Below are 20623 nucleotides of genomic sequence, written 5' to 3'. Positions count from 1 at the left end.
TTTGTTCATCAGCTCATGCAATAGCCGCCATCCATCATAAATTCGCTGCATGTCACGAAACTGGCCGCCTCCGAGCAGAGATAGACCACCCCGCCCGCCATTTCCTCGGGCCGCCCCAGCCGCCCGATGGGATGGGCCGCGATCACCCCCTGCATCGACACCTCCAGCGAAGGCACCGCGCCCAGATCGACATAGCGCTGCATGATCGATTGCAACATCGGTGTGTCGATCCCGCCGGGATGCACGCTGTTGGCGCGGATATTGTAGCCCAGCGCGGCAAATTCGGCGCCCATGCACTTGGACAGCATTTTGACCGCCGCCTTGCTGGTGCAATAGGCGCCGTTGAAGGGCGCGCCCTTGATCCCGCCGACGCTGGAGAAGTTGACAATCGAGGCGCCGCCCTTGCGCGCCTTACCGCCTTCTTTGAGCAACGGCAGCAGAGTTTGCACCCCTACGATCACGCTTTCCACATTGACCTGATGAATGCGCCGCCATTCCTCCAGCGGGGTTTCCTCGATGCTGGCCACGATGCTGATCGCGGCCACATTGACCAGCGCATCGAGGCGGCCATATTCGCGCGCCACCAGATCGGCCACCACCTGCCAGTCGCCCGCCGCCGTAACATCATGGGCCAGCGCATGATCGGCCCCGACATCGCCGGGGGCGACCATGTCGGTTGCCACCACAATAGCGCCCGCCTCCTTCATCGCGCGCACCACTTCGCGCCCGATGCCGCCGCGCGCGCCCGTCACCACGGCCACCACATTGTTCAGGGAAATGCTCATCGACCCTCCCCTATTGCGCGGTCCAGCCGCCATCGACCACCAGTTCGGCCCCGGTGACATAGCTGGCGTCTTCGCTCGCCAGGAACACCGCGGGTCCGGCCAGTTCCGATGGTTCGGCCAGACGGCCGATCGGCGTTGCCCCCTCCATCGCGGCCACCAGATCTTCCGGCTTCTGGGCAAAACCCTTGTCCACCCAGCGCTGAAACCCGGCGTTGAGCAAAGGCGTTTTGACAAAGCCGGGATGCAGCGAATTGGCGCGGATCGGCATGCGCTTGGTGGCAAATTCGATGGCGATGCCCTTGGTGAACAGGCGCACCGCGCCCTTGCTGGCATTATAGGCGGAAACTTCGGAATAGCCGACGATCCCCATGATCGAGCTGACATTGATGATGCTGGCCCCGCCCGCAATATCGGCCCCGCTCTGCGCCATCAGCGGCACCAGCGCCCGCGTGCCCAAAAACACCCCGTCGACATTGACCGCCATGATCCGCCGCCATGCCTCAAGGCTCAGGCTTTCAACCGCACCGGTCAGGTCTATCCCGGCATTGTTGACCAGAATATGCGCCGCGCCATACGCGCTGCGCATATGTTCGGCGATGGCATGCCACGATGCCTCATCCGTGACATTGGCGCTGATATAGGCGGCCTGATCCCCCAGCCCGGCCAGGGCCGCGCCCACCGCCTCGCTGCCATCCGCGTCCAGATCGGCCAGCAGAACCTGCGCCCCTTCGGCCACAAACCGCGTCGCAATGGCAAGGCCTATGCCCCGCAGACCGCCCGTGACCAGCGCCACGCGTCCATCCAGCTTACCCATCGTCAAACTCCCATCATGCCGGCGGTGGTGGCGCCATCGATCGTGATTTCCGCGCCCGAAACAAAGGCGGCCTCATCGCTGGCCAGATAGGCCACAAGGCCCGCCACTTCCTCGACCCGCGCCATGCGGTTGAGCGGCGCCATGCCCTCATAGATCGCGCGCACGGCGGCCGGATCGGGCATGCTTTCCATGATGTTGCGAATGAGGTCGGTTTCCACCACGCCGGGCAGGATGGCATTGACGCGGATGCGATATTTCTTCTGCCCGCAATAAACCGCCGCCGATTTGGCCAGCGCCACCACCGCCGCCTTGGTGGTGGAATAGGTGACGTAATTGCCAAGGGGCCGCGCGGCATTCATGCTGGAATTGATGATGATCGCCCCGGTCGCACCCTCATTTTTGGCCATCGCGCGGATCGCATGCTGCACGGTCAGCATCACACCGGTCTGGTTGATGCCGATCAGCCTGCTCCATCCCTCAATGGAAACGTCCTCGATGCTGGCATCGCCCTGTTCGGTGCCTGCATTGGCAAAAGCGATGTCGAGCCGCCCATAGGCCCCCATCACCGCCTCGATCAGCGCGGGCCATGCGGCGGCGTCCTCGACCCGGTGGCTGACGAAAAGCCCACCGACCTCGCCCGCCAGCGCCTCGCCAATATCCGCCTTCGATCCGGTGAACACGACTTTGGCACCCTCTGCGGCCAGACGCCTGACCGCCCCTGCGCCGATCCCGCTGGTGCCGCCCGTCACAAGCGCAACTTTTCCTTCCAGCCTGCTGGCCACTGATCGCTCTCCTAGGATTTATGCTCTTGGGCCCATCATGCCTGATTACCGTGCGAACGAAACCTATGCTTTCAGCAAGGTGACTTGTCCCCGCCGACCATAATAGACCATGATCGGCACAACAGCCGGGCGCCCTCGACCCGGCACGAGAGGACAGGACGGCAACTCGATCATGGCGGATAGCGACCCCACCACCACACGTATCAAACCGACCCCGGAAAGCTGCGGCCTGCCGGTGTCCGAGGGCATAAGCTGGCTGGAACTGATGGCGCAGGATTCGCGCCCCGCGCCCGATGTGCTGACCACGCCCTCCTATCAGAACCGGGGCAGCAAGCCTCTGGCCGCCGCGCGCTATACCAGCGAGCATTTCGCCCAATTGGAACGCGAGCGCATGTGGCCCCGCGTCTGGCAATTTGCCGCGCGCGAGGAGGACCTGCCCGAAGCGGGCGATTATGTGGTTTATGAAAACGCGGGCCGGTCCTTCCTCATCAGCCGTCAGGACGATGGCTCGGTGCGCGCGATGCACAATGTCTGTCTGCATCGCGGGCGCAAATTGCGGACCGAAGACGGCCATGCCGACCGCTTCGTCTGCCCCTTCCACGGCTTTGCCTGGAACAAGGACGGCAGTTTCAATCACATGCCCTGCAAATGGGACTTCGCGCATCTGGAGGAGGCCAACCTGTCGCTGCCTCCAGTCGAGGTCGGGCAATGGGGCGGCTATATCTTCCTGCGCGAGGAGCCGGGCGGGCAGAGCCTTGAGGAATTTCTGGCGCCCTTGCCCGAACATTTCAAACGCTGGCGGCATGAGGAATGCACCACCGTCATGTGGGTAGGCAAGGAAGTGCCCGCCAATTGGAAAGTGACCGCCGAAGCCTTTATGGAGGCATGGCACACCATCGTCACCCACCCCCAGCTCCTGCCCTTCACCGGCGATTGCAACAGCGCCTATTGGACATGGGGCGATCATGTGAACGTCAATCTGGTGCCTTTCGGCATCATGTCGCCCCATCTGGACCCCAGCGCCCACGACCAGCAGTGGATCGTGGATGAATTCGTCAAATATAACGGGCGCAGCGGCGACAATTATGACGCGGGCGGCGATCCCTATTATGTCTCGGTTCCCGAAGGTATGACCGCGCGCAAGTCGCTGGGGGCCAAGATGCGTGCCGCCTATACCGCCCAGACCGGCTATGACCATTCCGAGGCCACTGATGCCGAATTGCTCGACGCGCTGGTGTATAATGTGTTTCCCAATTTCGCGCCCTGGGGCGGGTTCATGCCCAATATCGTCTATCGCTGGCGCCCCGGAAAAACGCCCGACACCTGCATCATGGAGGTCCGTATCCTGATGCGCGTGAAAAAGGGCGAGAAACATCCGCGCGGCGTGCCGATGAAATTCCTGCGGCTGGACCAGAAATGGACCGAAGCGCCCGAACTGGGCATTCTGGGCGATGTGTTCGAACAGGACATGGACAACCTGCCCTATGTGCAGGAAGGGCTGCATGCCTCGAAGACCGGCATCGTCAATCTGGGCAATTATCAGGAAATCCGCCTGCGCCAGTTTCAGCAGACGCTCGACCAATATCTCGGCATTCCCGAGGGCAGCGACGGGGCGGGCGCATGAGCGAGGAGCATCCAAGGCGGATCAATTGTGTGCTGATCTGTGGCGGGGTGTGGCACGATATGGACTTTGCCCGGCTTGAACTGCTCAAGCTGCTGGGCGAGGACCCCGCCATCCGCACCCGCGTGTTCGAGGACTATGAAAACATCGCGGCCATCAACGCGGCCGACATCATCATCACCTACACCTGCGACGTTACGCCTTCCCTTGCCGCGCAGGAGGCGCTCAAAGGCTGGCTGGAGCGGGGCGGGCGGTGGTATGCGCTGCATGGCACCAATTCGGTGCTGCGGCTGCTTTCCGACGGGCCGAATGCGGGTCTGTGGGACGCCCCGCGCTGGGCCCCGCTGTTCATGGATCTGTTGGGCAGCCAGTTCATCAGCCACCCGCCCATCGCGCCCTACCGTGTCGAGGTGGCCGATCCCGGACATCGGCTGGTGGCCGGGGTGGAACCGTTCGAAACCACGGACGAGCTGTATCACCTGGAAACCCATGGCGATCTGCATGTCCTGCTCGACACCGCCTGCACCGAACCGGGCACCGGCTTTGTCGAAGCCGATGGCGCGCCGGGGCGCCATCCGGTGTTCTATATCAAGGATCATGGCCGGGGCGCGGTGCTTTACCTGACGCTGGGCCATTGTCGGGGGCATTACGATCTGCAGCCGATGCTCGACTGGTGGCCCAGCGTGGATCGCTGCGCATGGGATCTGCCGGTGTTTTATGACCTGCTTCGGCGGGGACTGGGCTGGCTGAAAGAGCCGCTGGCCTCATAATAAAAACCCCGGTGAGCGCTCCTCACCGGGGTTTTTGCTTCAGGCCGCCTCCTGCGCATAGCGGTCAAGTTGGGCCAGCGGATCTTCGGGCCAGCGCGAGAGCAGCACCAGCCTTTTATGCCCATGGCCGATCGAGAGCTCATCGGTCACACCCATGCCGCCGTGGAACTGGATCATGTCATGGCCAAGGTCCACAGACACCTGACTGATAAAGGCCCGCGCGCCGTGAACGGCCTGGGCAAACCCTTCCTGCCCTTCGGCCACCAGCGCGGAATTGATGAGCGCCTTGCTCTGCTCCAGCGCGGCATAATGCGCCACCATCCGGTGCTGGATCGCCTGAAACCGGCCCAGCGCGGTGTTGAACTGGCTGCGAGTGCGCAGATATTCCAGCGATTCATCAAAGATGCGCTGCATGACGCCCACCGCCTCGGCGGCGCGGGCAAGGTCGGCCAGAGGCATGATCGCATCCAGCAAGCCCAGCCCGCCGGAAAGCTGATGGCTGGCCTCCACATTGTCTAACCTCAGCAAGGCCGCCAGACTGCCGTCGATCATCCGCCAGGGTGTGACCGACAGACCCGGCGCATCGGCAGGCACCAGATAGAATGCCTCGCCCTGATCCCCTGCGGCGCTGACGATATAGGCATCGGCCCCAAGGCCGGCGGGCACGCAATGCTTTTCGCCGCTGATCCGCATGCCTTGGGCAATGGCCGCAACGCCGCGCGTGGCGCGCTCGCAATGGGCCAGCGCGACGCGGCGGCGGCCGCTGCAAAGATCATCGGCCCATTGCGCCGCCAGCGACTCGTCCGCGCCCGCCAGCAACAGGCGCGAGCCCACCAGCACGCTTTCGCACAAAGGCTCGACCACCAACCCCCGGCCCAGCGCCATGAACAGCGTGACCATCGCCCCGGCGGTCAATCCCAGCCCGCCATGTTCGGGCGCGACAGGCGCCGCCATCAGGCCGAATTCGCCCATCATGTCCCAGTTTTCCTGACTGAAACCATAGGTTTGCGCCTGATAGGTCCGTCGCCGCTCGATGTCATAGCGCTCCGCGGCAAAACGGTCGGCCAAAGCCTCAAGCATCGTTTCTTCTTCGCTGAGATCGAAATTCACAGTTTTGCTCCCTTGGCCGATAATCTAGCACTACCGTCAGGCCAAAAACGCTGCGAAAAAGGCTAGGATGCCTCAACGCCCGAACATAAGAAGGCAAAGCGAAATGGTACTGGAGATGGATGCCCCAAGTCTTGAATGGGTTGATGTCGTGCGAATCGCATCGCCCGACCAGATCCGCCCCGCCGCCGAGGCGCTCAACCGCATCGCCCTTGGTTGCGGCATGCAGGTGGCCCCGGCACACAGCATTGCCGACAAGCGCACCCCGGTGGATACCGAGGGCAATGTGCTGGCCCGCGATGTGTTCGGCTGGACCAGCGAGAAGGCGTGGTGGCGCAATCCGCGCATCGCGCTGGATTCGCCGATCACCTCGGCCTGCCGCTTTGAAAGCGAGCCTTTCTGGCTGAACGAGAAAGGGTTCCGCACCAGGCAGGCCAACCGTTATCTGAGCGCCATTGATCTGAGCAATTTTGAAGCCCGCGCGATGACCAAGGCCGCGATTGTCGTGCCGGTGCACCTGCCCTTTGGCCAGATCGGCGCGGTTTCGTTCAACCCGCTCGACCAGTCGATCACCGATCTTGCTGATATGTTCGAGCGCTTTGGCGATATATTTGGCCTGCTGGGCCGGACCTTCATCGCCAGCTATGTCAACACGATGGGTCTGGCGCAGGCTTTGCCCGCCACCTCACGCCTGTCCAAGCGCGAGGTGGAATGCCTGCGCTGGGCCGCGATCGGCAAGACCGATCTGGAAATCAGCATGATTATCGGCCGCAGCCGTGCCACCGTGCGGTTTCATATCCACAATGCCTCGATCAAGCTGGACGCGGTCAATCGCAGCCAGACGGTCTTTAAGGCCGCGCAATTGGGCTATATTTCGCTGCACAAGTAATGGCCGCCCCCATATGGCCAAGTTTTGCGCCCCACGCCGCAGCGGTCGTGGGGACAAACGCGTTTGCGTACGCACCCAAGCCGGCCATCGGGCCTGTAAACTGTACCAGCCTAGCGTTTTGAAGAGTCGCCAGCGGCCGCATCGGCGCGCTTTATCAAGCCATAAGGAATCACGGGAACCAAGAGGAGAGCCACCCTGTCAGCCGATGCAGCCCTGTTTATGCCGGATGCCCCGCTGCATCTGATGGGAGGACGCCATCGGCAGAGCGGGCGGATCACGTTTCCTCATCCCGGCGACGGGTTTGATGCGGTGGCGCTGCCTTCGCGCGGGACGCTCTGGTCCTATACGGTGCAGCGGTTCCGTCCCAAATCGCCGCCCTATGCCGGGCCGGAGATGTTTGAGCCTTGGGCGCTGGCCTATGTCGAATTGCCCGGCGCGGTGATTGTCGAGGCGCGGCTGGTCGAGGTCGAATTTGATGCCATCAGCATCGGCATGGCGCTGGAACTGACCAAGGTGGCGCTCGATCCCGCCGCGTCGGCGCCCGTCTGGTTGCCCGCCTTTCGCCCGGTGGCGGAGGATGCCCAATGAGCGCGGCCACCAATGTCTGCATCATCGGCATCGGCATTCACCCCTTTGGCCGCACCGATGGCCTGTCGGGGCTGGATCAGGGCGCCTATGCCGTGCGCGCCGCGCTGGCCGATGCGGGCGTGACCTGGGGCGATGTCCAATTCGCCTATGGCGGGTCGGATGCGGCGGGCAATCCCGACACGATGGTTGATCGCCTTGGCCTGACGGGCGTGCAATTCATCAATGTAAAAAACGGCTGCGCCACCGGCGGATCGGCGCTGTTTTCCGCGCAAATGGCCATCCGCTCCGGCGAATTCGAACTTGGGCTGGCGGTGGGCTTTGACAAGCATCCGCGCGGGGCGTTCAACGCGATGCCTGCCGAATATAACCTGCCCGAATGGTATGGCGCGGCGGGCTATATGGTGACGACGCAATTCTTCGCGGCCAAGATCATGCGTTACATGCATCTGCATGGCATCAGCCGACGCACGCTGGGGCTGGTGGCGCAAAAGGCCTTTGCCAATGGGGTGCATGCCCCCCATGCATGGCGGCGCGAGGAGGTGGCGCTCGACACGATCCTCGATGCGCCGATGGTCTCGGACCCTTTCACCAAATATATGTTCTGTTCGCCCGGCGAAGGCGGGGTGGCGCTGCTGCTGGCCAGCGAGAAGAAGGCGCGGGAACTGGGCATCCGTCCGATCCATCTGGCCGCAGCCACGATGCGCACGCGCCCTCCGGGCAGCTTCGAGGTCTTTGCCCCCAGCATCGAAATCGGCGGCGGGGTCAACACCGCCACCCGCCTCGCCTCTGCCGCGGCGTTTGATAAGGCGGGCATCGGGCCGGACGAAATCTATGTGGCCCAATTGCAGGACACCGAGGCGGGCGCCGAGATCATGCATATGGCCGAAAACGGCTTTTGCGCCGATGGCGATCAGGAACAATGGATTGCCGAAGGGCGCACCCGCATCGGCGGCACGCTGCCGGTCAACACCGATGGCGGCTGCCTTGCCTGCGGCGAACCGATCGGCGCCTCGGGCCTGCGGCAGGTCTATGAAAATGTCGTCCAGTTGCGCGGGGCGGGCGGCGGACGACAAATCCCCGGCACGCCCCGCACCGCCTATAGCCATGTCTATGGCGCCCCCGGCGTTTCCGCCGTCACCATTTTGCACACGTAGATTGGGGCCATGAACCTAGAACTCTCCCCTGAAGAACTCCGCTTTCGCGAAGAGGTCCGCGCCTTTCTGGCCACGCATCTGACGCCTGCAATCCGCGAGGGCGCGGCAGCCACGCCTTCGGTCTTTGTCGAACCCGACATCGGTCAGGCATGGAACGCGATCCTCAACGAACAAGGCTGGCTGGCCTATCAATGGCCCAAGGAATATGGCGGCACAGGCTGGACCCCGGTGCAGCGCTATCTCTTTGAAAAGGAATGCGCCGAGGCGGGCGCCCCCAATCTGACCGTGCTGGGGCTCAAACTGGTGGCGCCGGTCATCTACACCTTTGGCACGGCGCAGCAGAAGGCCCATTACCTGCCCCGCATCCTGTCGGGCGAGGATTATTGGTGTCAGGGCTTTTCAGAACCCGCCAGCGGATCGGATCTGGCCAGCCTGCAATGCCGGGCGGTCAGGGATGGCGACCGATACATCCTCAACGGCTCGAAAATCTGGACCACCCATGCCCATTGGGCCAACCGGATGTTCTGTCTGGCCCGCACCGATGCGAGCGGGCACAAAAGCACCGGCATTTCCTTCCTTCTGGTGGATATGAACCAGCCGGGGATTTCGGTGCGCCCGATCCTGACTTTGGCGGGCGATCATGAGGTCAATCAGGTCTTTCTGGAGGATGTCATCGTGCCCGTCACCGACCTTGTCGGCGCGGAAGGCGATGGGTGGAAACTGGCCAAATTTCTGCTGGAAAATGAACGCGGCGGTTCGTGCCATGCGCCCAAACTGGCCTATGACCTGCGCCGGATCTGCGCCGATGCGGCCGATCAGCCCGATGGCGCGGGCGGCGTGATGGCGGGCAATGCCGATTGGCGGCGGCGCGCGGCGCGGGCGCGGCTGGGGGTGGAATCGCTGGAGATGATCGAGCTCAAGATCCTCTCCGAAATCGCGCAGGGTCGGGCGCCGGGGCCGCAAACCTCGCTGGTCAAGCTGCTCGCCTCCAACCTGCGGCAGGAAATCGACCTGATGGCGATGGATCTGCTGGGCCTTGCCGGGCTGGAGCTGGACATGCGCCGCCCGCTCTATGGCGCCGATGCCCCGCCCCCCGTTCACAGCCGCCAGACGCAGGTTGCCGCCGCCCGCTATCTCAACAGTCGGGCATGGACCATTTTTGGCGGGACCAACGAGGTTCAGGCCAGCATCATCGCCAAGACGGTGCTGAACCTCTAGCCTGTTCAACAAGATAACAAAACGCCGGGAGCCGGAAATGCAATTGAGCCGAGAAGCCCTGCTGGCCGCCTATCGCCAGATGAAGATCATCCGCGAATTTGAAGAGCGGCTGCATGTCGAAATCCAGACCGGCGAGATTGCCGGTTTCACCCATCTCTACTGCGGTCAGGAGGCAGTGGCGGTGGGCGTGTGCGAACACCTTTCCCCTGCCGACAAGATCGTCTCGACCCATCGCGGCCATGGCCATTGTCTGGCCAAAGGTTGCGATGTGAATGATATGATGAAGGAAATCTGGGGCAGCCGCGAGGGCCTGTGCAAGGGCAAGGGCGGGTCGATGCATATTGCCGATGTGACCAAGGGCATGCTGGGAGCCAATGGCATCGTTGGGGCGGGCGCGCCGATTGCGGTGGGCGCGGCGCTGGCATCGCGGGTTGATGGGCCGGGGCCGGACGGGCTCAGAGTCGCCATCGCCTTTTCCGGCGACGGCGCCTGCAATCAGGGCACGACGTTTGAGGCGATGAACCTTGCCGCCGTGACCAAGGCGCCCTGCATCTTTGTGTTCGAAAACAACCATTATTCCGAACACACCGGCGTATCCTATGCGGTGGGCACCAATCAGGACATCGCCAGTCGCGCCGAGGCCTTCGGCATGAAGGCATGGCGCGCCGATGGCACCGATTTCTTCGCCGTCCACACCGCGATGCGCGAGGTGCTGGATTACGTGCGCGCAGGCAACGGCCCGGCGGCGGTGGAATTCGACACCGAACGCTTCTTTGGCCATTTTGAAGGCGACCCCCAACGCTATCGCGGGCCGGGCGAACTCGACCGCATCCGCGCCACACGCGATTGCCTGACCAAATTCCGCGCCTCGGTAACGGGTGCCGGCCTGTTGGCCGATGCCGATCTGGACGCGGTGGACGCCGATGTGATGGGCGCCATCGAGGGCGCCGTTGCCGCCGCCCGCGCCGCCGACCGGCCTACCGCCGAAGACGTTCTGGCCGACGTCTATATCGCCTATTAAGCGCGGGAGAAAATTGATGAGCAATATGATGTACCGCGCCGCTGTTCTCTCCACCATCATGGAGGAGATGGAGCGCGACCCCAATGTGGTGGTGCTGGGCGAAGATGTGGTGGGCGGCATGGGCACCGAGGGCGGGCCGGAAGCGATTGGCGGCATCTGGTCGACCTCGACCGGCCTGTATGATCGTTTCGGGGCAAACCGCGTGATAGACACGCCGATTTCGGAAAGCGCCATTGTCGGCGCGGCGGCGGGGCTGGCGCTGTCGGGCAAAAGGCCGATTGCCGAACTGATGTTTGCCGACTTCATTGGTGTCAGCCTCGACCAGATATGGAACCAGATCGCCAAGTTCCGCTATATGTTCGGGGGCAAGACGCGCTGTCCGGCGGTGATCCGCATGGCTTACGGCGCAGGATACAATGCCGCGGCCCAGCACAGCCAGTCGGTGCATCAGATCCTGACCGGCATGCCGGGGTTGAAGGTGGTGATGCCGACCACGCCCGCCGACGTAAAGGGCCTGCTGCGCACCGCGATCCGCGATGATGATCCGGTGATCTTTCTCGAACACAAGGCGCTTTACGCCACCACGGGCGAGGTGCCCGACGACCGCGATTTCATGATCCCCTTTGGCCATGCGCGCCTGTCGCGCGCGGGCGGCGATGTGACGATCATCTCCTCCGGCCTTTTGCTTGGCATGTGCGAGGCGGTGGCGGACAAGCTGGCGGGCGAAGGGATCGGCTGCGATGTCATCGACCTGCGCACCACCAGCCCGCTGGATGAGGAGACCATCCTTGACAGCGTGGAGGTGACGGGCCGCGTGGTGGTGGTGGACGAGGCCCCGCCGCGCTGCGGCCTTGGCGCGGATCTTTGCGCGCTAGTGGCCGAAAAGGCCTTTTCCAGCCTGAAGGCCCCGCCGCTGCAAGTCACCCCGCCGCACACGCCCATCCCCTTCGCCCGCGAATTGGAAAGCGCCTATCTGCCCTCGGTCGACAAGATCGAGGCGGCGGTGCGCCGCGTGCTGGCATGGCGATAAGGAGGGGATGATGCCGGACATCCGCCCGTTCTGTATGCCCAAATGGGGCATCGAAATGACCGAAGGCACCCTGGCCGACTGGAAAGTGGCCGAGGGTGACGCATTCACAAGGGGGCAATTGCTGTGCCTGATCGAGACCGCCAAGATCACCAATGAGGTCGAGGCCGAATATGACGCCGTGCTGGCCCGCGTGCTGGTGCCCGCCGGGAGCGAGGCGCAGGTGGTGGGAACGCTGCTGGCGGTAACGGCGCAGGCCGGGACGAACGCGGAGGAGATCGACGCCTTCATCGCCGCATTCCGCCCCGCCAATGCCCCGGTCAATCCGGGCGCGACGGCGCAGGATAATCCCGCCCCGGCCACCACCTCGACCCCGGCCCCGCGCCCCATTCAGACCAACCGCGCCATCAGCCCCGAAGCGCTGAAACTGGCCGAGGCTAGCGGGCTGGACATTGAACCGATCGAAGGTTCGGGCCGGAATGGCCGCATCACGCTTCAGGATGTGCAGCAGGCGTTGAATGCTCCGGCAAACCCGGTGCTGTCGGGCGCGCTGGCGGTTGCCGCCGAGGATGGCAAAGCCTTTGCCTCGCCTTTGGCCCGCCGGATCGCCGCCCAGCATGGGATCGACTTGTCAGGCGTCATCGGGACAGGCCCACGCGGGCGCATTTCCAAGGCCGATGTGCTGGCGCTGGTGCAACAACCGGCCCCGGCGCCGAGTGCGGCCTTCGTAGCTGTGCCCAATCCGCCCGCGATCATCCCCTTCGACCGTATGCGCAAGGTGGTGGCCCAACGGCTGACACAGGCCAAGCATGAGATCCCGCATTTCTATCTGCGCTCCAGCGCGCGGCTCGATGAACTGCTGGCCCTGCGCAAGACTGCCAATCTGGTGCTGGGGGCCAAGGCCTCGATCAACGATTATCTGGTGCGCGCCGCCGCCCTTGCGCTGGCGCAGCATCCCGAGGTCAATGTGCAGGTCCATGGGCAAACCATCCATCGCTTTGCCCATGCCGACATCGCCATTGCGGTGGCCAGCCCCAACGGCCTTGTCACCCCCATCGTCCGGCTGGCCAACCGCCAGACCATCGCCCAGATCGCGCAAGCCACAAGCGGGCTGATCGACAAGGCCAAGGCCGGGCGGCTCTCGCTTGGCGATATGGAGGGCGGGACTTTCTCGATCTCGAACCTTGGCATGTTCGGGGTGGAGGAATTTGCCGCGATCATCAATCCGCCCCAGGCCGCCATTCTGGCTGTGGGCGCGGCGGCGCGGGCGCCCTATGAAAAACCCGATGGCAGCGTGGGCTTTGAAACCCGCCTCGCGCTGACCCTCTCGGTCGATCACCGCGCGATTGACGGCGCGGCAGCGGCCCAATTCTTCTCCACGCTCAAGGGGCTGATCGAAGCGCCTGAAGCCCTGTTTGCCTGAAAGGATCATCACCATGGCCAAGCGCGGCCCGCTTACCGACATCGGCCCGATCTTTCAGATGGCCTATCTGCCATCCGATTTCGACGCCGCCATTCGCCATTGGACCGAAGTTGTGGGGGCTGGTCCCTTCTTCATCATGGAGAATATCCAGATCGCCGACATGACCTATCTGGGCCAGCCCAGCGATGCGGTGATCTCAGCGGCATGGGGCTATTGGGGCGATATGCAGATCGAGCTGATCCGGGCGGAAGATGATGCGCCCTCGATCTACACCGGCGAATACGCGGTCAAGGACCGGCTGCACCATGTCTGCGTCGCGGTAGATGACATTGATGCCGCGCGCGCGGCGCTGAAAGAGGCGGGCGCGACGATCCTGATCGAGGGCAAGGTGGGGGAAAGCGGCGCGGTCATCTATGCCGATGCGGGCGGCGGGCCGGGCAATGTCATCGAGTACGTCAAATTGATGGAGGGCGGCGCAGAGCTGTTCGCGATGATGCGCGAGGCTGCCCGCGATTGGGATGGCAGCGAACCCCTGCGCAGGCTGGGCTGAGGCGATGGTGACACAGCGCGCCGCCGCCATGGCCGAGAGGGTGGAGGATTTCGTCCGCACAAGGATCATCCCCTATGAGGCCGATCCGCGCCGCGACCATCATGGCGCGCCGCTCGACGAACTGGTCTATGAAATGCGCGATCTGGCCCGCGCCGCCGGGGTGCTGACGCCGCATATCCTGCCCGACGGCACGCATCTGACCCAGCGCGAGACGGCGGTGGTGCTGATCGCCTCGGGCCTGTCCCCGCTGGGTCCATTGGCCTGCAACACGATGGCGCCTGATGAGGGCAACATGTATCTGATCGGCCATGTCGCCAGCGCAGAGTTGAAGGAACGCTTCCTGAAACCTCTGGTCGAGGGGCGGGCGCGGTCGGCCTTTTTCATGACCGAACCGGCGGAGCTGGGCGGGGCGGGTTCGGACCCGTCGATGATGATCACCACCTGTCGGCGCGATGGCAACCACTGGGTCATCAACGGCAAGAAGCGCTTCATCACCGGGGCGCAGGGAGCCAGCGTCGGCATCGTCATGGCCAAATCCGAGGAGGAGGACAGCAAGGGCGGGGCCTGCATGTTCCTTGTCGATCTGCCCGATCCGGCGATCCGTATTGATGATGTGCCCAACACCATCGACACCTCCATGCCCGGCAGCCACGCCGATGTCACCATCGACAATCTGCGCGTGCCCACTGACCAATTGCTGGGCCATGCGGGCGATGGGTTCAAATATGCGCAGGTCCGCCTGTCCCCTGCCCGGCTCTCGCATTGCATGCGCTGGCTGGGCGGCTGTATCCGCGCGCATGAAATCGCCGGCGATTATGCCAACCGTCGCATGGCCTTTGGCAAACAATTGATCGACCACGAGGGCGTGGGCTTTATGCTGGCCGAAAACATGATCGACATCAAACAGGTCGAATTGATGATCGATTGGTGCGCGGGCGTGCTGGACACGGGCAGCCTTGGCACGGTGGAGAGCAGCATGGCCAAAGTCGCGGTGTCCGAGGCCCTGATGCGGATTGCCGACCGCTGTGTTCAGGTGATGGGCGGGACGGGCGTGACCGACCGCACCATCGTCGAACAGGTCTTTCGCGAGGTGCGCGCCTTTCGCATCTATGACGGCCCCACCGAGGTCCATAAATGGAGCCTTGCCAAAAAGATCAAGCGCGACTGGAAACACGCCCATGGCGGGTGAAACAGACATCACCGCCGCCAACAGCGGGGTGGGCGCGATGCGGACGGTCTTCAACGTGGGCGCGCTGGAAAGCTGGCTGAGCGCCCATATGGACGGTTGGCGCGGGCCGCTGACGGTAGAGCAATTCAAGGGCGGGCAATCGAACCCGACCTATCGGTTGACCACGCCCGCGGGTCGCTATGTGCTGCGGCGCAAGCCTGCGGGGCCGGTGCTGAAGGGCGCGCATGATGTGCTGCGCGAGGCGCGGGTGCAGCAGGCGCTGGCGGGCAGCGATGTCCCCGTCGCCCGCATCCATGCCGTGTGCGAGGATGACGGCATCATCGGCAGCCCCTTCTATATCATGGATATGGTCGAGGGCCGCGTGTTCTGGGACGCCAGTCTTAGCGCCCTGCCGATGGGCGAACGGGCGGCCTGTTATGATGAAACCAACCGCGTGATCGCCGCCTTGCACAGGGTGGATTATGGCGCGGCGGGGCTGGAGAATTACGGGCGCCCCGGCAATTATTTCGCCCGCCAGATCAAGCGGTGGAGCGAGCAATATCTGGCCGATGAACTGGCCGGGCGGGATCCGATGATGGACGCAATGGTGGCATGGTTGCCCGGCGCCATTCCCGACGGCGATGAGACCAGCATCGTCCACGGCGATTTCCGCATCGACAATGCCATCTTTCACCCCACTCAGCCGCGCATTCTGGCGGTGCTGGATTGGGAGCTGTCGACGCTGGGCCATCCGCTGGCCGATTTTGCCTATCATGCGATGGTCTATTCGATGCCGCCCGATATTGTCGCGGGGCTGGGCGGGGCCGATCCGGTTGCGCTGGGATTGCCCTCGCTTGAGGATTACATCGCCGCCTATTGCCGGCGGACGGGGCGCGGCAGCATCGACCATTGGAACTTCTATCTGGCCTTCAACTACTTTCGTCTGGCCGCGATTTTCCATGGCATCAAGGGTCGCGTCCTGCGCGGCAATGCCAGCAATGCCCAGGCCGCGCAAAGGGCGCAGGCCTTTCCAAGGCTGGCCCGCCTCGCCCATTCCTTCATCTAGAAAGCTTCCGCCATGGCCGCGCTGCCTGCTCATGTCCCCGCCGATCTCGTCGTTGATTTCAACATCTTTGACCCGCCCGGCGCCGAGGCGGACTATATCGCGGCATGGCAGGCGCTGCGCCGCCCCGGCGGGCTGGGTCTGGTGTGGACCACGGCCTTTGGCGGGCACTGGATCGCCACGGATGGCGCGGTGATCCGCCGCCTCTGGGCGGATGCGCAAAACCTGTCGAGCCAGGTTCTGGCCGTGGTGCCGGGTCTTGGCGAGGTGATGCAACTGATCCCGCTGCAAAATGACGGGGCCGAGCATAAGGCGTTTCGCAATCCCATCATGAAGGGCTTTGCCGGGCGCCATATTGCCGCGCTGGAACCCGCGGTGCGCGCGCTGGCTCGCGAATTGATCGCGGGCGTGATGCCGCGCGGGACTTGCGATTTCATGCCCGATTTTGCCGAGATCTTTCCGGTCCATATCTTCCTCTCGATGCTGGGCGTGCCGGTCGAGGATCGCGAAAAGCTGCGCCCGCTGGGCGCGCAATTGACGCGGCCCGATGGCACGATGAGCGTGGTCGAATTGCGCGATGCGGTGGATGATTATCTGCGCGCCCATGTCCGGCAAAGGCTGGCCGCGCCGGGTGATGATCTGCTCAGCCGCATTCTGGCCGAACCGGTGCAGGGCCGCGCATGGACGCTGGACGAGGCGCTGCGCATGGCGCGCAATGTGCTGTTTGCAGGGCTGGACACGGTGGCGGCGATGGTGGGCATGGTGGCGATGCATCTTGCCCGCTATCCAGAGGATCAGCGCCTGCTCCGCGCCCGGCCCGACCTGATCCCGGCGGCGGCGGATGAATTGATGCGACGCTATCCCTCCGCCTCGGTGTCGCGCAATGCGGTGGCGGATATTGACGTCAACGGCGTCACCATCAAGGCGGGCGATATCGTCTATCTGCCCAGCATGCTGCACAATCTGGACCCGACCTGTTTCGACCAGCCGGAGGAGGCAAGGTTTGATCGCGGCCTCAACCCCATCCACCACACCACCTTTGGCGTGGGCGCGCATCGCTGTGTCGGCGCGGGGCTGGCACGGATGGAAATGATCGTGTTTCTTCAGGAATGGCTGGGCGCCCTGCCCGAATTTGCCATCGACCCGGAGAAGCCGGTCACGATGAAGGCCGGCAATGTCGGCACATTGACCAGCCTTCCCCTGATCTGGGATCAGCGCGTGGGAACGGGCTTCTCGCCCGCATAATCGTAAAAGCCCCGCCCCGTCTTGCGGCCATACCAGCCCGCCTCGACATATTTTTGCAGCAGGGGCGCAGGGCGATATTTGCTGTCGCCGGTGGTGCGCAAGTACACCATCATGATCTCATACAGCGTATCCAGCCCGATGAAATCAGCCAGCTCAAGCGGCCCCATCGGATGAGCCAGTCCCAGCTTCACCCCGGCGTCGATGTCGGCAATGCTGCCTGTGCCATTGCCCAGCACAAAGATCGCCTCGTTGATAAAGGGTACAAAGATCCGGTTGACGACAAAGCCGGGATCATCCTGCGCCAGCACCACGGTCTTGCCCAGTTTTTCACCAAAGGCACGGGTGCGCGCGGTGATATCAGGCCGCGTGGCAAGGCCGGGAATGACCTCGACCAGCGGCATCACCGGCACCGGATTGAAAAAGTGTATGCCGATGAAACGCCCCTGATCGGGCGCGCTGCGCGACATGCGGGTGATCGAGAGCGAACTGGTGTTCGTGGCCAGCACCGCGTCAGCACCCAGGACCGAAGCCGTGCTTTCAAAGATTTTGAGCTTGATGTCCTCGCGCTCGGTCGCGGCCTCGATGATGATGTCGGCCTGCGCCATGGGGGCGATATCGGCGACCGGCGTGATCGCGTCCAGAACCTCGCCCGCCTGCCCCTCGCTCATCTTCTCCTTGGCCACCAATCGGACCAGCGCTTTGCCGATCCCCGCCTTGCCCTGCTCGGCCCGCGTCAGGCTGACATCGGACAAGAGCACCTTGTGCCCGGTCTGGGCGGCGGTCTGGGCAATGCCCACGCCCATCTGGCCCGCGCCGATCACGCCAACAATCTGCATGCTTCTCAACCTTTCATGGCCATGTGTTGCACCAGAGGTAAGGCGCGCATGCGACCTGCAACACTGCCTCAAAGGATAGGGGGCAAGCGCGCCCCGCCATGCCAGAATTGCCCCGGCCGCACAGATGGCAAACGGGAGAAGGGCAATGCGAAACAGGCTGGATGGCAAGGTGGCCTTGGTCACGGGCGGCGGCATGGGCATGGGGGCGGCCACCGCGCGGGTCATGGCCGGATATGGCGCGCGCGTGATGGTGGCCGACCGCAATATGGAGGCGGCGCGCGAAACCGTGCAATCCATTCTCGATGCGGGCGGGACGGCGGCGGCGCAACTCTGCGATGTGGCCGAAGAAGCGCAGGTGGCCGAGATGATCGCGGCCTGTGTCGCCACTTTTGGCCGCCTTGATTGCGCGGTCAACAATGCGGCCATCGCGCCCGATCTGTTGCCGATTGCCGATGCCGATATGGAGGTGTGGGACCGGGTGATCCGGGTCAATCTGCGCTCGGTGATGCTTTGCATGAAATACGAGATCCGCCAGATGCTGGCGCAGGGCGGCGCGGGCGCCATCGTCAATATCGCCTCGGTCAGTTCGGTGCGCCCGCTGCCGGGCAATTCGGCCTATGTCGCGGCCAAACATGGCGTAATCGGCCTGACCAAGACCGGCAGCGTCGAATATGCGCCAAAAGGCATCCGCGTGAATGCGGTGATGCCCGGCGCCATCGACACGCCGATGCTGCGCCAGTCGCTGGCTGACACCGGCTATACCGAGGCCGATTTCGCCCCTGCGCTCAGCCTGTTTGGCCGCTTTGGCCGCCCTGAGGAAGTGGCCGAGGCGAGCGCGTGGCTATGTTCGGATGCGGCCAGCTATGTCACCGGCCACGCGCTGGGGGTCGAGGCGGGCTATCTGACACGGTGAACCGTCAATTGCGCGTGCGCATGTGCCGCCCCGCCAGATAGGCAAACACCATCCCCGGCCCCAGCGTGCCCCCGCCCCCGCCATAGGTCATGCCCATCATGCTGGCCATAGCATTGCCGGCGGCATAAAGTCCGGGGATGGGTTGCATATCGAGATCCAGCACCCGGCCCAGCGTATCGGCCTGCGCCCCGCCCTTGGTGCCCAATGCGCCGCTTTTGACCTCGGCGGCATAGTAAGGCCCGCCATCGATCCGGCCCAGTGTGGCCTCTTTGCGCCCCTTATGCGCCGGATCGCCCCAATAGAGGTCGTAATAGCTCTCACCGCGGCCGAAATCCTCGTCAGCGCCTTTGTCCACCATCGCGTTCCAGCGCGCGACCGTGGCCTCCAGCGCATCGCCCGGCACGCCCAGCCTGTCGGCCAGTTCGCCCAGCGTCTGCCCGCGCATGATCCAATCGGCAGGCTCCTTGCGATGGCTATCACCGGTGCCGATCAATTGCGCGTCCAGAAAGCCCCATTTGTCGTAAAACGCCTGATTGAACACGCACCAGCAAGGCAGGTTGCGATAGGTGCTGCTCTTCTGGTCGATCTCGTGAAAGGCGCTGCCAAACGCATTGTAATTGGCCGCTTCGTTGCAAAAGCGCTTGCCCGCCCGATTGATCATGATCGTGCCGGGCAATGTCCGCTCGCCGGTGAACAGCATCATCCCCTTGGCGTTGAGAGGGGCCTCGACAATCGGCATCCACCATGCCTCGCGCATCGATCCCATCATCGCGCCCGCACGCATCGCCATCTTCTGACCATCGCCGGTGTTGGTGTCGATCGACACCGCATTTTGCAAAGGCCCGCGCAGGAAGGCTTTCCTGAACGCCTCATTGTGCTCAAATCCGCCGGTGGCCAGCATCACATTGCGCGCCCGCAACACCTGTCCATCGGCCAGCTCGACGCCCGCGACACACCCCTCATCCAGCACCAGATCCTTGCCCCCCACGCCCAGCAGGAATTCCACCCCCCGGTCGAGACACCCGCGCAACAACCGGCCCACCAGCGAATGCCCCAGTCCGCGCTCATCATTGGCCGCGCGACGCTCCGCTTCTTCGATGGGCAAGGGATCGGGCACCGCCTGTGCCAGCGAAGTTTCCCCCACGGTGAAATAGACATGGGGCCAGTAATAGGGCGATTTCTCAACCCTTTCCGCCCATTCTCCCAATTCGCCATAGGGATAGACCGGACATTCCAGCGTCCGCCCCCCGCGCGATGCCGCGCCGGGCCGTTCGGGGTGATAATCAGGGAAATCCGGCACCACGCTGAATTTGACCGGCGTGCTCTCCTCAAGGAACTGCACCATGGTGATGCCGCCGTCGATATAGGCCGCCGCCATCGCCGGATCGATCAATCCATTCGACATGCTGTCAAGATAGGTCAGTGCCTTTTCGCGGCTGTCCTGCTTGCCATAGGCCTGTTGATGGGGGTTGCAGGGGATCCAGATCTGCCCGCCCGACCAGGCGCTGGTGCCGCCGATCTTCTCGCCCTTTTCCACCACGAGAACGCGCAGCCCCTCCTCGGCCGCCGTCAGCGCAGCCGTCAGCCCCGCTGCGCCCGAACCCAGCACTATCAGATCAAAATCCGCCTCCGACATAGCCAAATCTCCC

General features: G+C 63.7%; 20 protein-coding genes. 14 read left to right on the top strand and 6 right to left on the bottom strand.

Annotation, left to right across the window (positions count from 1 at the left end; translation table 11 throughout):
* Positions 1-8: 8 nt before the first annotated feature.
* Genes FHW96_RS20780 through FHW96_RS20770 form a run of 3 tightly spaced genes read right to left on the bottom strand, consistent with a single transcriptional unit; the run spans position 9 to position 2381 of the window.
* On the bottom strand, positions 9-785 hold the full coding sequence (locus tag FHW96_RS20780) for an SDR family oxidoreductase (RefSeq protein WP_172342497.1): 777 nt from the start codon (positions 783-785) through the stop codon (positions 9-11).
* Between the two features lie 10 nt (positions 786-795).
* Positions 796-1599, bottom strand: a complete 804-nt coding sequence (locus FHW96_RS20775; protein ID WP_172342496.1) for an SDR family NAD(P)-dependent oxidoreductase — start codon at positions 1597-1599, stop codon at positions 796-798.
* A 2-nt stretch (positions 1600-1601) separates the two neighbouring features.
* Complete coding sequence (locus FHW96_RS20770) at positions 1602-2381, bottom strand: SDR family oxidoreductase (protein WP_172342495.1); 780 nt, start codon at positions 2379-2381, stop codon at positions 1602-1604.
* A gap of 172 nt (positions 2382-2553) precedes the next feature.
* On the opposite strand from FHW96_RS20770, the gene FHW96_RS20765 reads away from it, so the two are divergent.
* Together FHW96_RS20765 and FHW96_RS20760 are read left to right on the top strand one after the other, a co-directional pair.
* Positions 2554-4005 (top strand): SRPBCC family protein, encoded by a 1452-nt coding sequence (locus FHW96_RS20765; protein ID WP_172342494.1) that lies wholly within the window; start codon positions 2554-2556, stop codon positions 4003-4005.
* Positions 4002-4772, top strand: coding sequence for a ThuA domain-containing protein (locus FHW96_RS20760; RefSeq protein WP_172342493.1), 771 nt, complete (start codon positions 4002-4004; stop codon positions 4770-4772). Before FHW96_RS20765 ends, FHW96_RS20760 begins: the two co-directional genes overlap by 4 nt.
* 39 nt (positions 4773-4811) lie before the next feature.
* On the opposite strand, the gene FHW96_RS20755 is transcribed toward FHW96_RS20760, so the two are convergent.
* Entirely contained in the window at positions 4812-5882 is a 1071-nt protein-coding gene (locus FHW96_RS20755; protein ID WP_172342492.1) for an acyl-CoA dehydrogenase family protein, read from the bottom strand.
* A gap of 115 nt (positions 5883-5997) precedes the next feature.
* On the opposite strand from FHW96_RS20755, the gene FHW96_RS20750 reads away from it, so the two are divergent.
* The 11 genes from FHW96_RS20750 to FHW96_RS20700 all read left to right on the top strand — a co-directional run bounded on the left by FHW96_RS20750 (position 5998) and on the right by FHW96_RS20700 (position 17225).
* Positions 5998-6768 (top strand): LuxR C-terminal-related transcriptional regulator, encoded by a 771-nt coding sequence (locus FHW96_RS20750; protein WP_172342534.1) that lies wholly within the window; start codon positions 5998-6000, stop codon positions 6766-6768.
* A 219-nt stretch (positions 6769-6987) separates the two neighbouring features.
* A complete protein-coding gene (locus FHW96_RS20745) occupies positions 6988-7356 on the top strand; it encodes a Zn-ribbon domain-containing OB-fold protein (protein ID WP_172342491.1) in 369 nt (122 codons plus the stop codon).
* Positions 7353-8510: a thiolase family protein gene (locus FHW96_RS20740; RefSeq protein WP_172342490.1), complete on the top strand. Its 1158-nt coding sequence runs from the start codon at positions 7353-7355 to the stop codon at positions 8508-8510. Before FHW96_RS20745 ends, FHW96_RS20740 begins: the two co-directional genes overlap by 4 nt.
* 9 nt (positions 8511-8519) lie before the next feature.
* On the top strand, positions 8520-9728 hold the full coding sequence (locus FHW96_RS20735) for an acyl-CoA dehydrogenase family protein (protein WP_172342489.1): 1209 nt from the start codon (positions 8520-8522) through the stop codon (positions 9726-9728).
* Between the two features lie 37 nt (positions 9729-9765).
* Positions 9766-10749 carry a thiamine pyrophosphate-dependent dehydrogenase E1 component subunit alpha gene (locus FHW96_RS20730; RefSeq protein WP_172342488.1) on the top strand — a complete coding sequence of 328 codons (984 nt, stop codon included), beginning with the start codon at positions 9766-9768 and terminating at the stop codon, positions 10747-10749.
* Between the two features lie 16 nt (positions 10750-10765).
* The gene (locus FHW96_RS20725; protein WP_172342487.1) at positions 10766-11779 is read left to right on the top strand and encodes an alpha-ketoacid dehydrogenase subunit beta; all 1014 of its coding nucleotides are present in this window, start codon (positions 10766-10768) and stop codon (positions 11777-11779) included.
* A 10-nt stretch (positions 11780-11789) separates the two neighbouring features.
* Positions 11790-13199, top strand: a complete 1410-nt coding sequence (locus tag FHW96_RS20720; RefSeq protein ID WP_172342533.1) for a 2-oxo acid dehydrogenase subunit E2 — start codon at positions 11790-11792, stop codon at positions 13197-13199.
* Positions 13200-13212: 13 nt separating this feature from the next.
* On the top strand, positions 13213-13749 hold the full coding sequence (locus tag FHW96_RS20715; RefSeq protein ID WP_172342486.1) for a VOC family protein: 537 nt from the start codon (positions 13213-13215) through the stop codon (positions 13747-13749).
* A gap of 4 nt (positions 13750-13753) precedes the next feature.
* Positions 13754-14938, top strand: coding sequence for an acyl-CoA dehydrogenase (locus tag FHW96_RS20710; RefSeq protein WP_172342532.1), 1185 nt, complete (start codon positions 13754-13756; stop codon positions 14936-14938).
* The gene (locus tag FHW96_RS20705; RefSeq protein WP_172342485.1) at positions 14928-15983 is read left to right on the top strand and encodes a phosphotransferase family protein; all 1056 of its coding nucleotides are present in this window, start codon (positions 14928-14930) and stop codon (positions 15981-15983) included. Before FHW96_RS20710 ends, FHW96_RS20705 begins: the two co-directional genes overlap by 11 nt.
* A gap of 12 nt (positions 15984-15995) precedes the next feature.
* Positions 15996-17225 (top strand): cytochrome P450, encoded by a 1230-nt coding sequence (locus FHW96_RS20700; protein ID WP_172342484.1) that lies wholly within the window; start codon positions 15996-15998, stop codon positions 17223-17225.
* Here FHW96_RS20700 and FHW96_RS20695 read toward each other — a convergent pair.
* Positions 17192-18061 carry a 3-hydroxyacyl-CoA dehydrogenase NAD-binding domain-containing protein gene (locus FHW96_RS20695; protein WP_172342483.1) on the bottom strand — a complete coding sequence of 290 codons (870 nt, stop codon included), beginning with the start codon at positions 18059-18061 and terminating at the stop codon, positions 17192-17194. The genes FHW96_RS20700 and FHW96_RS20695 overlap by 34 nt on opposite strands.
* Before the next feature lie 145 nt (positions 18062-18206).
* Between FHW96_RS20695 and FHW96_RS20690 the strand changes: the two genes are divergently transcribed.
* The gene (locus FHW96_RS20690) at positions 18207-18974 is read left to right on the top strand and encodes a glucose 1-dehydrogenase (RefSeq protein WP_172342482.1); all 768 of its coding nucleotides are present in this window, start codon (positions 18207-18209) and stop codon (positions 18972-18974) included.
* Positions 18975-18978: 4 nt separating this feature from the next.
* Here FHW96_RS20690 and FHW96_RS20685 read toward each other — a convergent pair whose 3' ends face one another.
* Complete coding sequence (locus tag FHW96_RS20685) at positions 18979-20610, bottom strand: FAD-dependent oxidoreductase (RefSeq protein WP_172342481.1); 1632 nt, start codon at positions 20608-20610, stop codon at positions 18979-18981.
* Positions 20611-20623 lie beyond the last annotated feature (13 nt).

The sequence above is a fragment of the Novosphingobium sp. SG751A genome (genome assembly GCF_013149295.1).
Taxonomy (GTDB): Bacteria; Pseudomonadota; Alphaproteobacteria; order Sphingomonadales; family Sphingomonadaceae; genus Novosphingobium.
The sequence above is the reverse complement of the archived record's forward strand: the minus strand, read 5'-3'. Positions and strand labels throughout refer to the sequence as shown.

Coding starts and splice junctions, on each gene's coding strand:
- FHW96_RS20780 (WP_172342497.1), bottom strand. CDS start 785: ATGAGCATTTCCCTGAACAATGTGGTGGCCGTGGTGACGGGCGCGCGC.
- FHW96_RS20775 (WP_172342496.1), bottom strand. CDS start 1,599: ATGGGTAAGCTGGATGGACGCGTGGCGCTGGTCACGGGCGGTCTGCGG.
- FHW96_RS20765 (WP_172342494.1), top strand. CDS start 2,554: ATGGCGGATAGCGACCCCACCACCACACGTATCAAACCGACCCCGGAA.
- FHW96_RS20760 (WP_172342493.1), top strand. CDS start 4,002: ATGAGCGAGGAGCATCCAAGGCGGATCAATTGTGTGCTGATCTGTGGC.
- FHW96_RS20750 (WP_172342534.1), top strand. CDS start 5,998: ATGGATGCCCCAAGTCTTGAATGGGTTGATGTCGTGCGAATCGCATCG.
- FHW96_RS20745 (WP_172342491.1), top strand. CDS start 6,988: ATGCCGGATGCCCCGCTGCATCTGATGGGAGGACGCCATCGGCAGAGC.
- FHW96_RS20740 (WP_172342490.1), top strand. CDS start 7,353: ATGAGCGCGGCCACCAATGTCTGCATCATCGGCATCGGCATTCACCCC.
- FHW96_RS20735 (WP_172342489.1), top strand. CDS start 8,520: ATGAACCTAGAACTCTCCCCTGAAGAACTCCGCTTTCGCGAAGAGGTC.
- FHW96_RS20730 (WP_172342488.1), top strand. CDS start 9,766: ATGCAATTGAGCCGAGAAGCCCTGCTGGCCGCCTATCGCCAGATGAAG.
- FHW96_RS20725 (WP_172342487.1), top strand. CDS start 10,766: ATGAGCAATATGATGTACCGCGCCGCTGTTCTCTCCACCATCATGGAG.
- FHW96_RS20720 (WP_172342533.1), top strand. CDS start 11,790: ATGCCGGACATCCGCCCGTTCTGTATGCCCAAATGGGGCATCGAAATG.
- FHW96_RS20715 (WP_172342486.1), top strand. CDS start 13,213: ATGGCCAAGCGCGGCCCGCTTACCGACATCGGCCCGATCTTTCAGATG.
- FHW96_RS20710 (WP_172342532.1), top strand. CDS start 13,754: ATGGTGACACAGCGCGCCGCCGCCATGGCCGAGAGGGTGGAGGATTTC.
- FHW96_RS20705 (WP_172342485.1), top strand. CDS start 14,928: ATGGCGGGTGAAACAGACATCACCGCCGCCAACAGCGGGGTGGGCGCG.
- FHW96_RS20700 (WP_172342484.1), top strand. CDS start 15,996: ATGGCCGCGCTGCCTGCTCATGTCCCCGCCGATCTCGTCGTTGATTTC.
- FHW96_RS20695 (WP_172342483.1), bottom strand. CDS start 18,061: ATGCAGATTGTTGGCGTGATCGGCGCGGGCCAGATGGGCGTGGGCATT.
- FHW96_RS20690 (WP_172342482.1), top strand. CDS start 18,207: ATGCGAAACAGGCTGGATGGCAAGGTGGCCTTGGTCACGGGCGGCGGC.
- FHW96_RS20685 (WP_172342481.1), bottom strand. CDS start 20,610: ATGTCGGAGGCGGATTTTGATCTGATAGTGCTGGGTTCGGGCGCAGCG.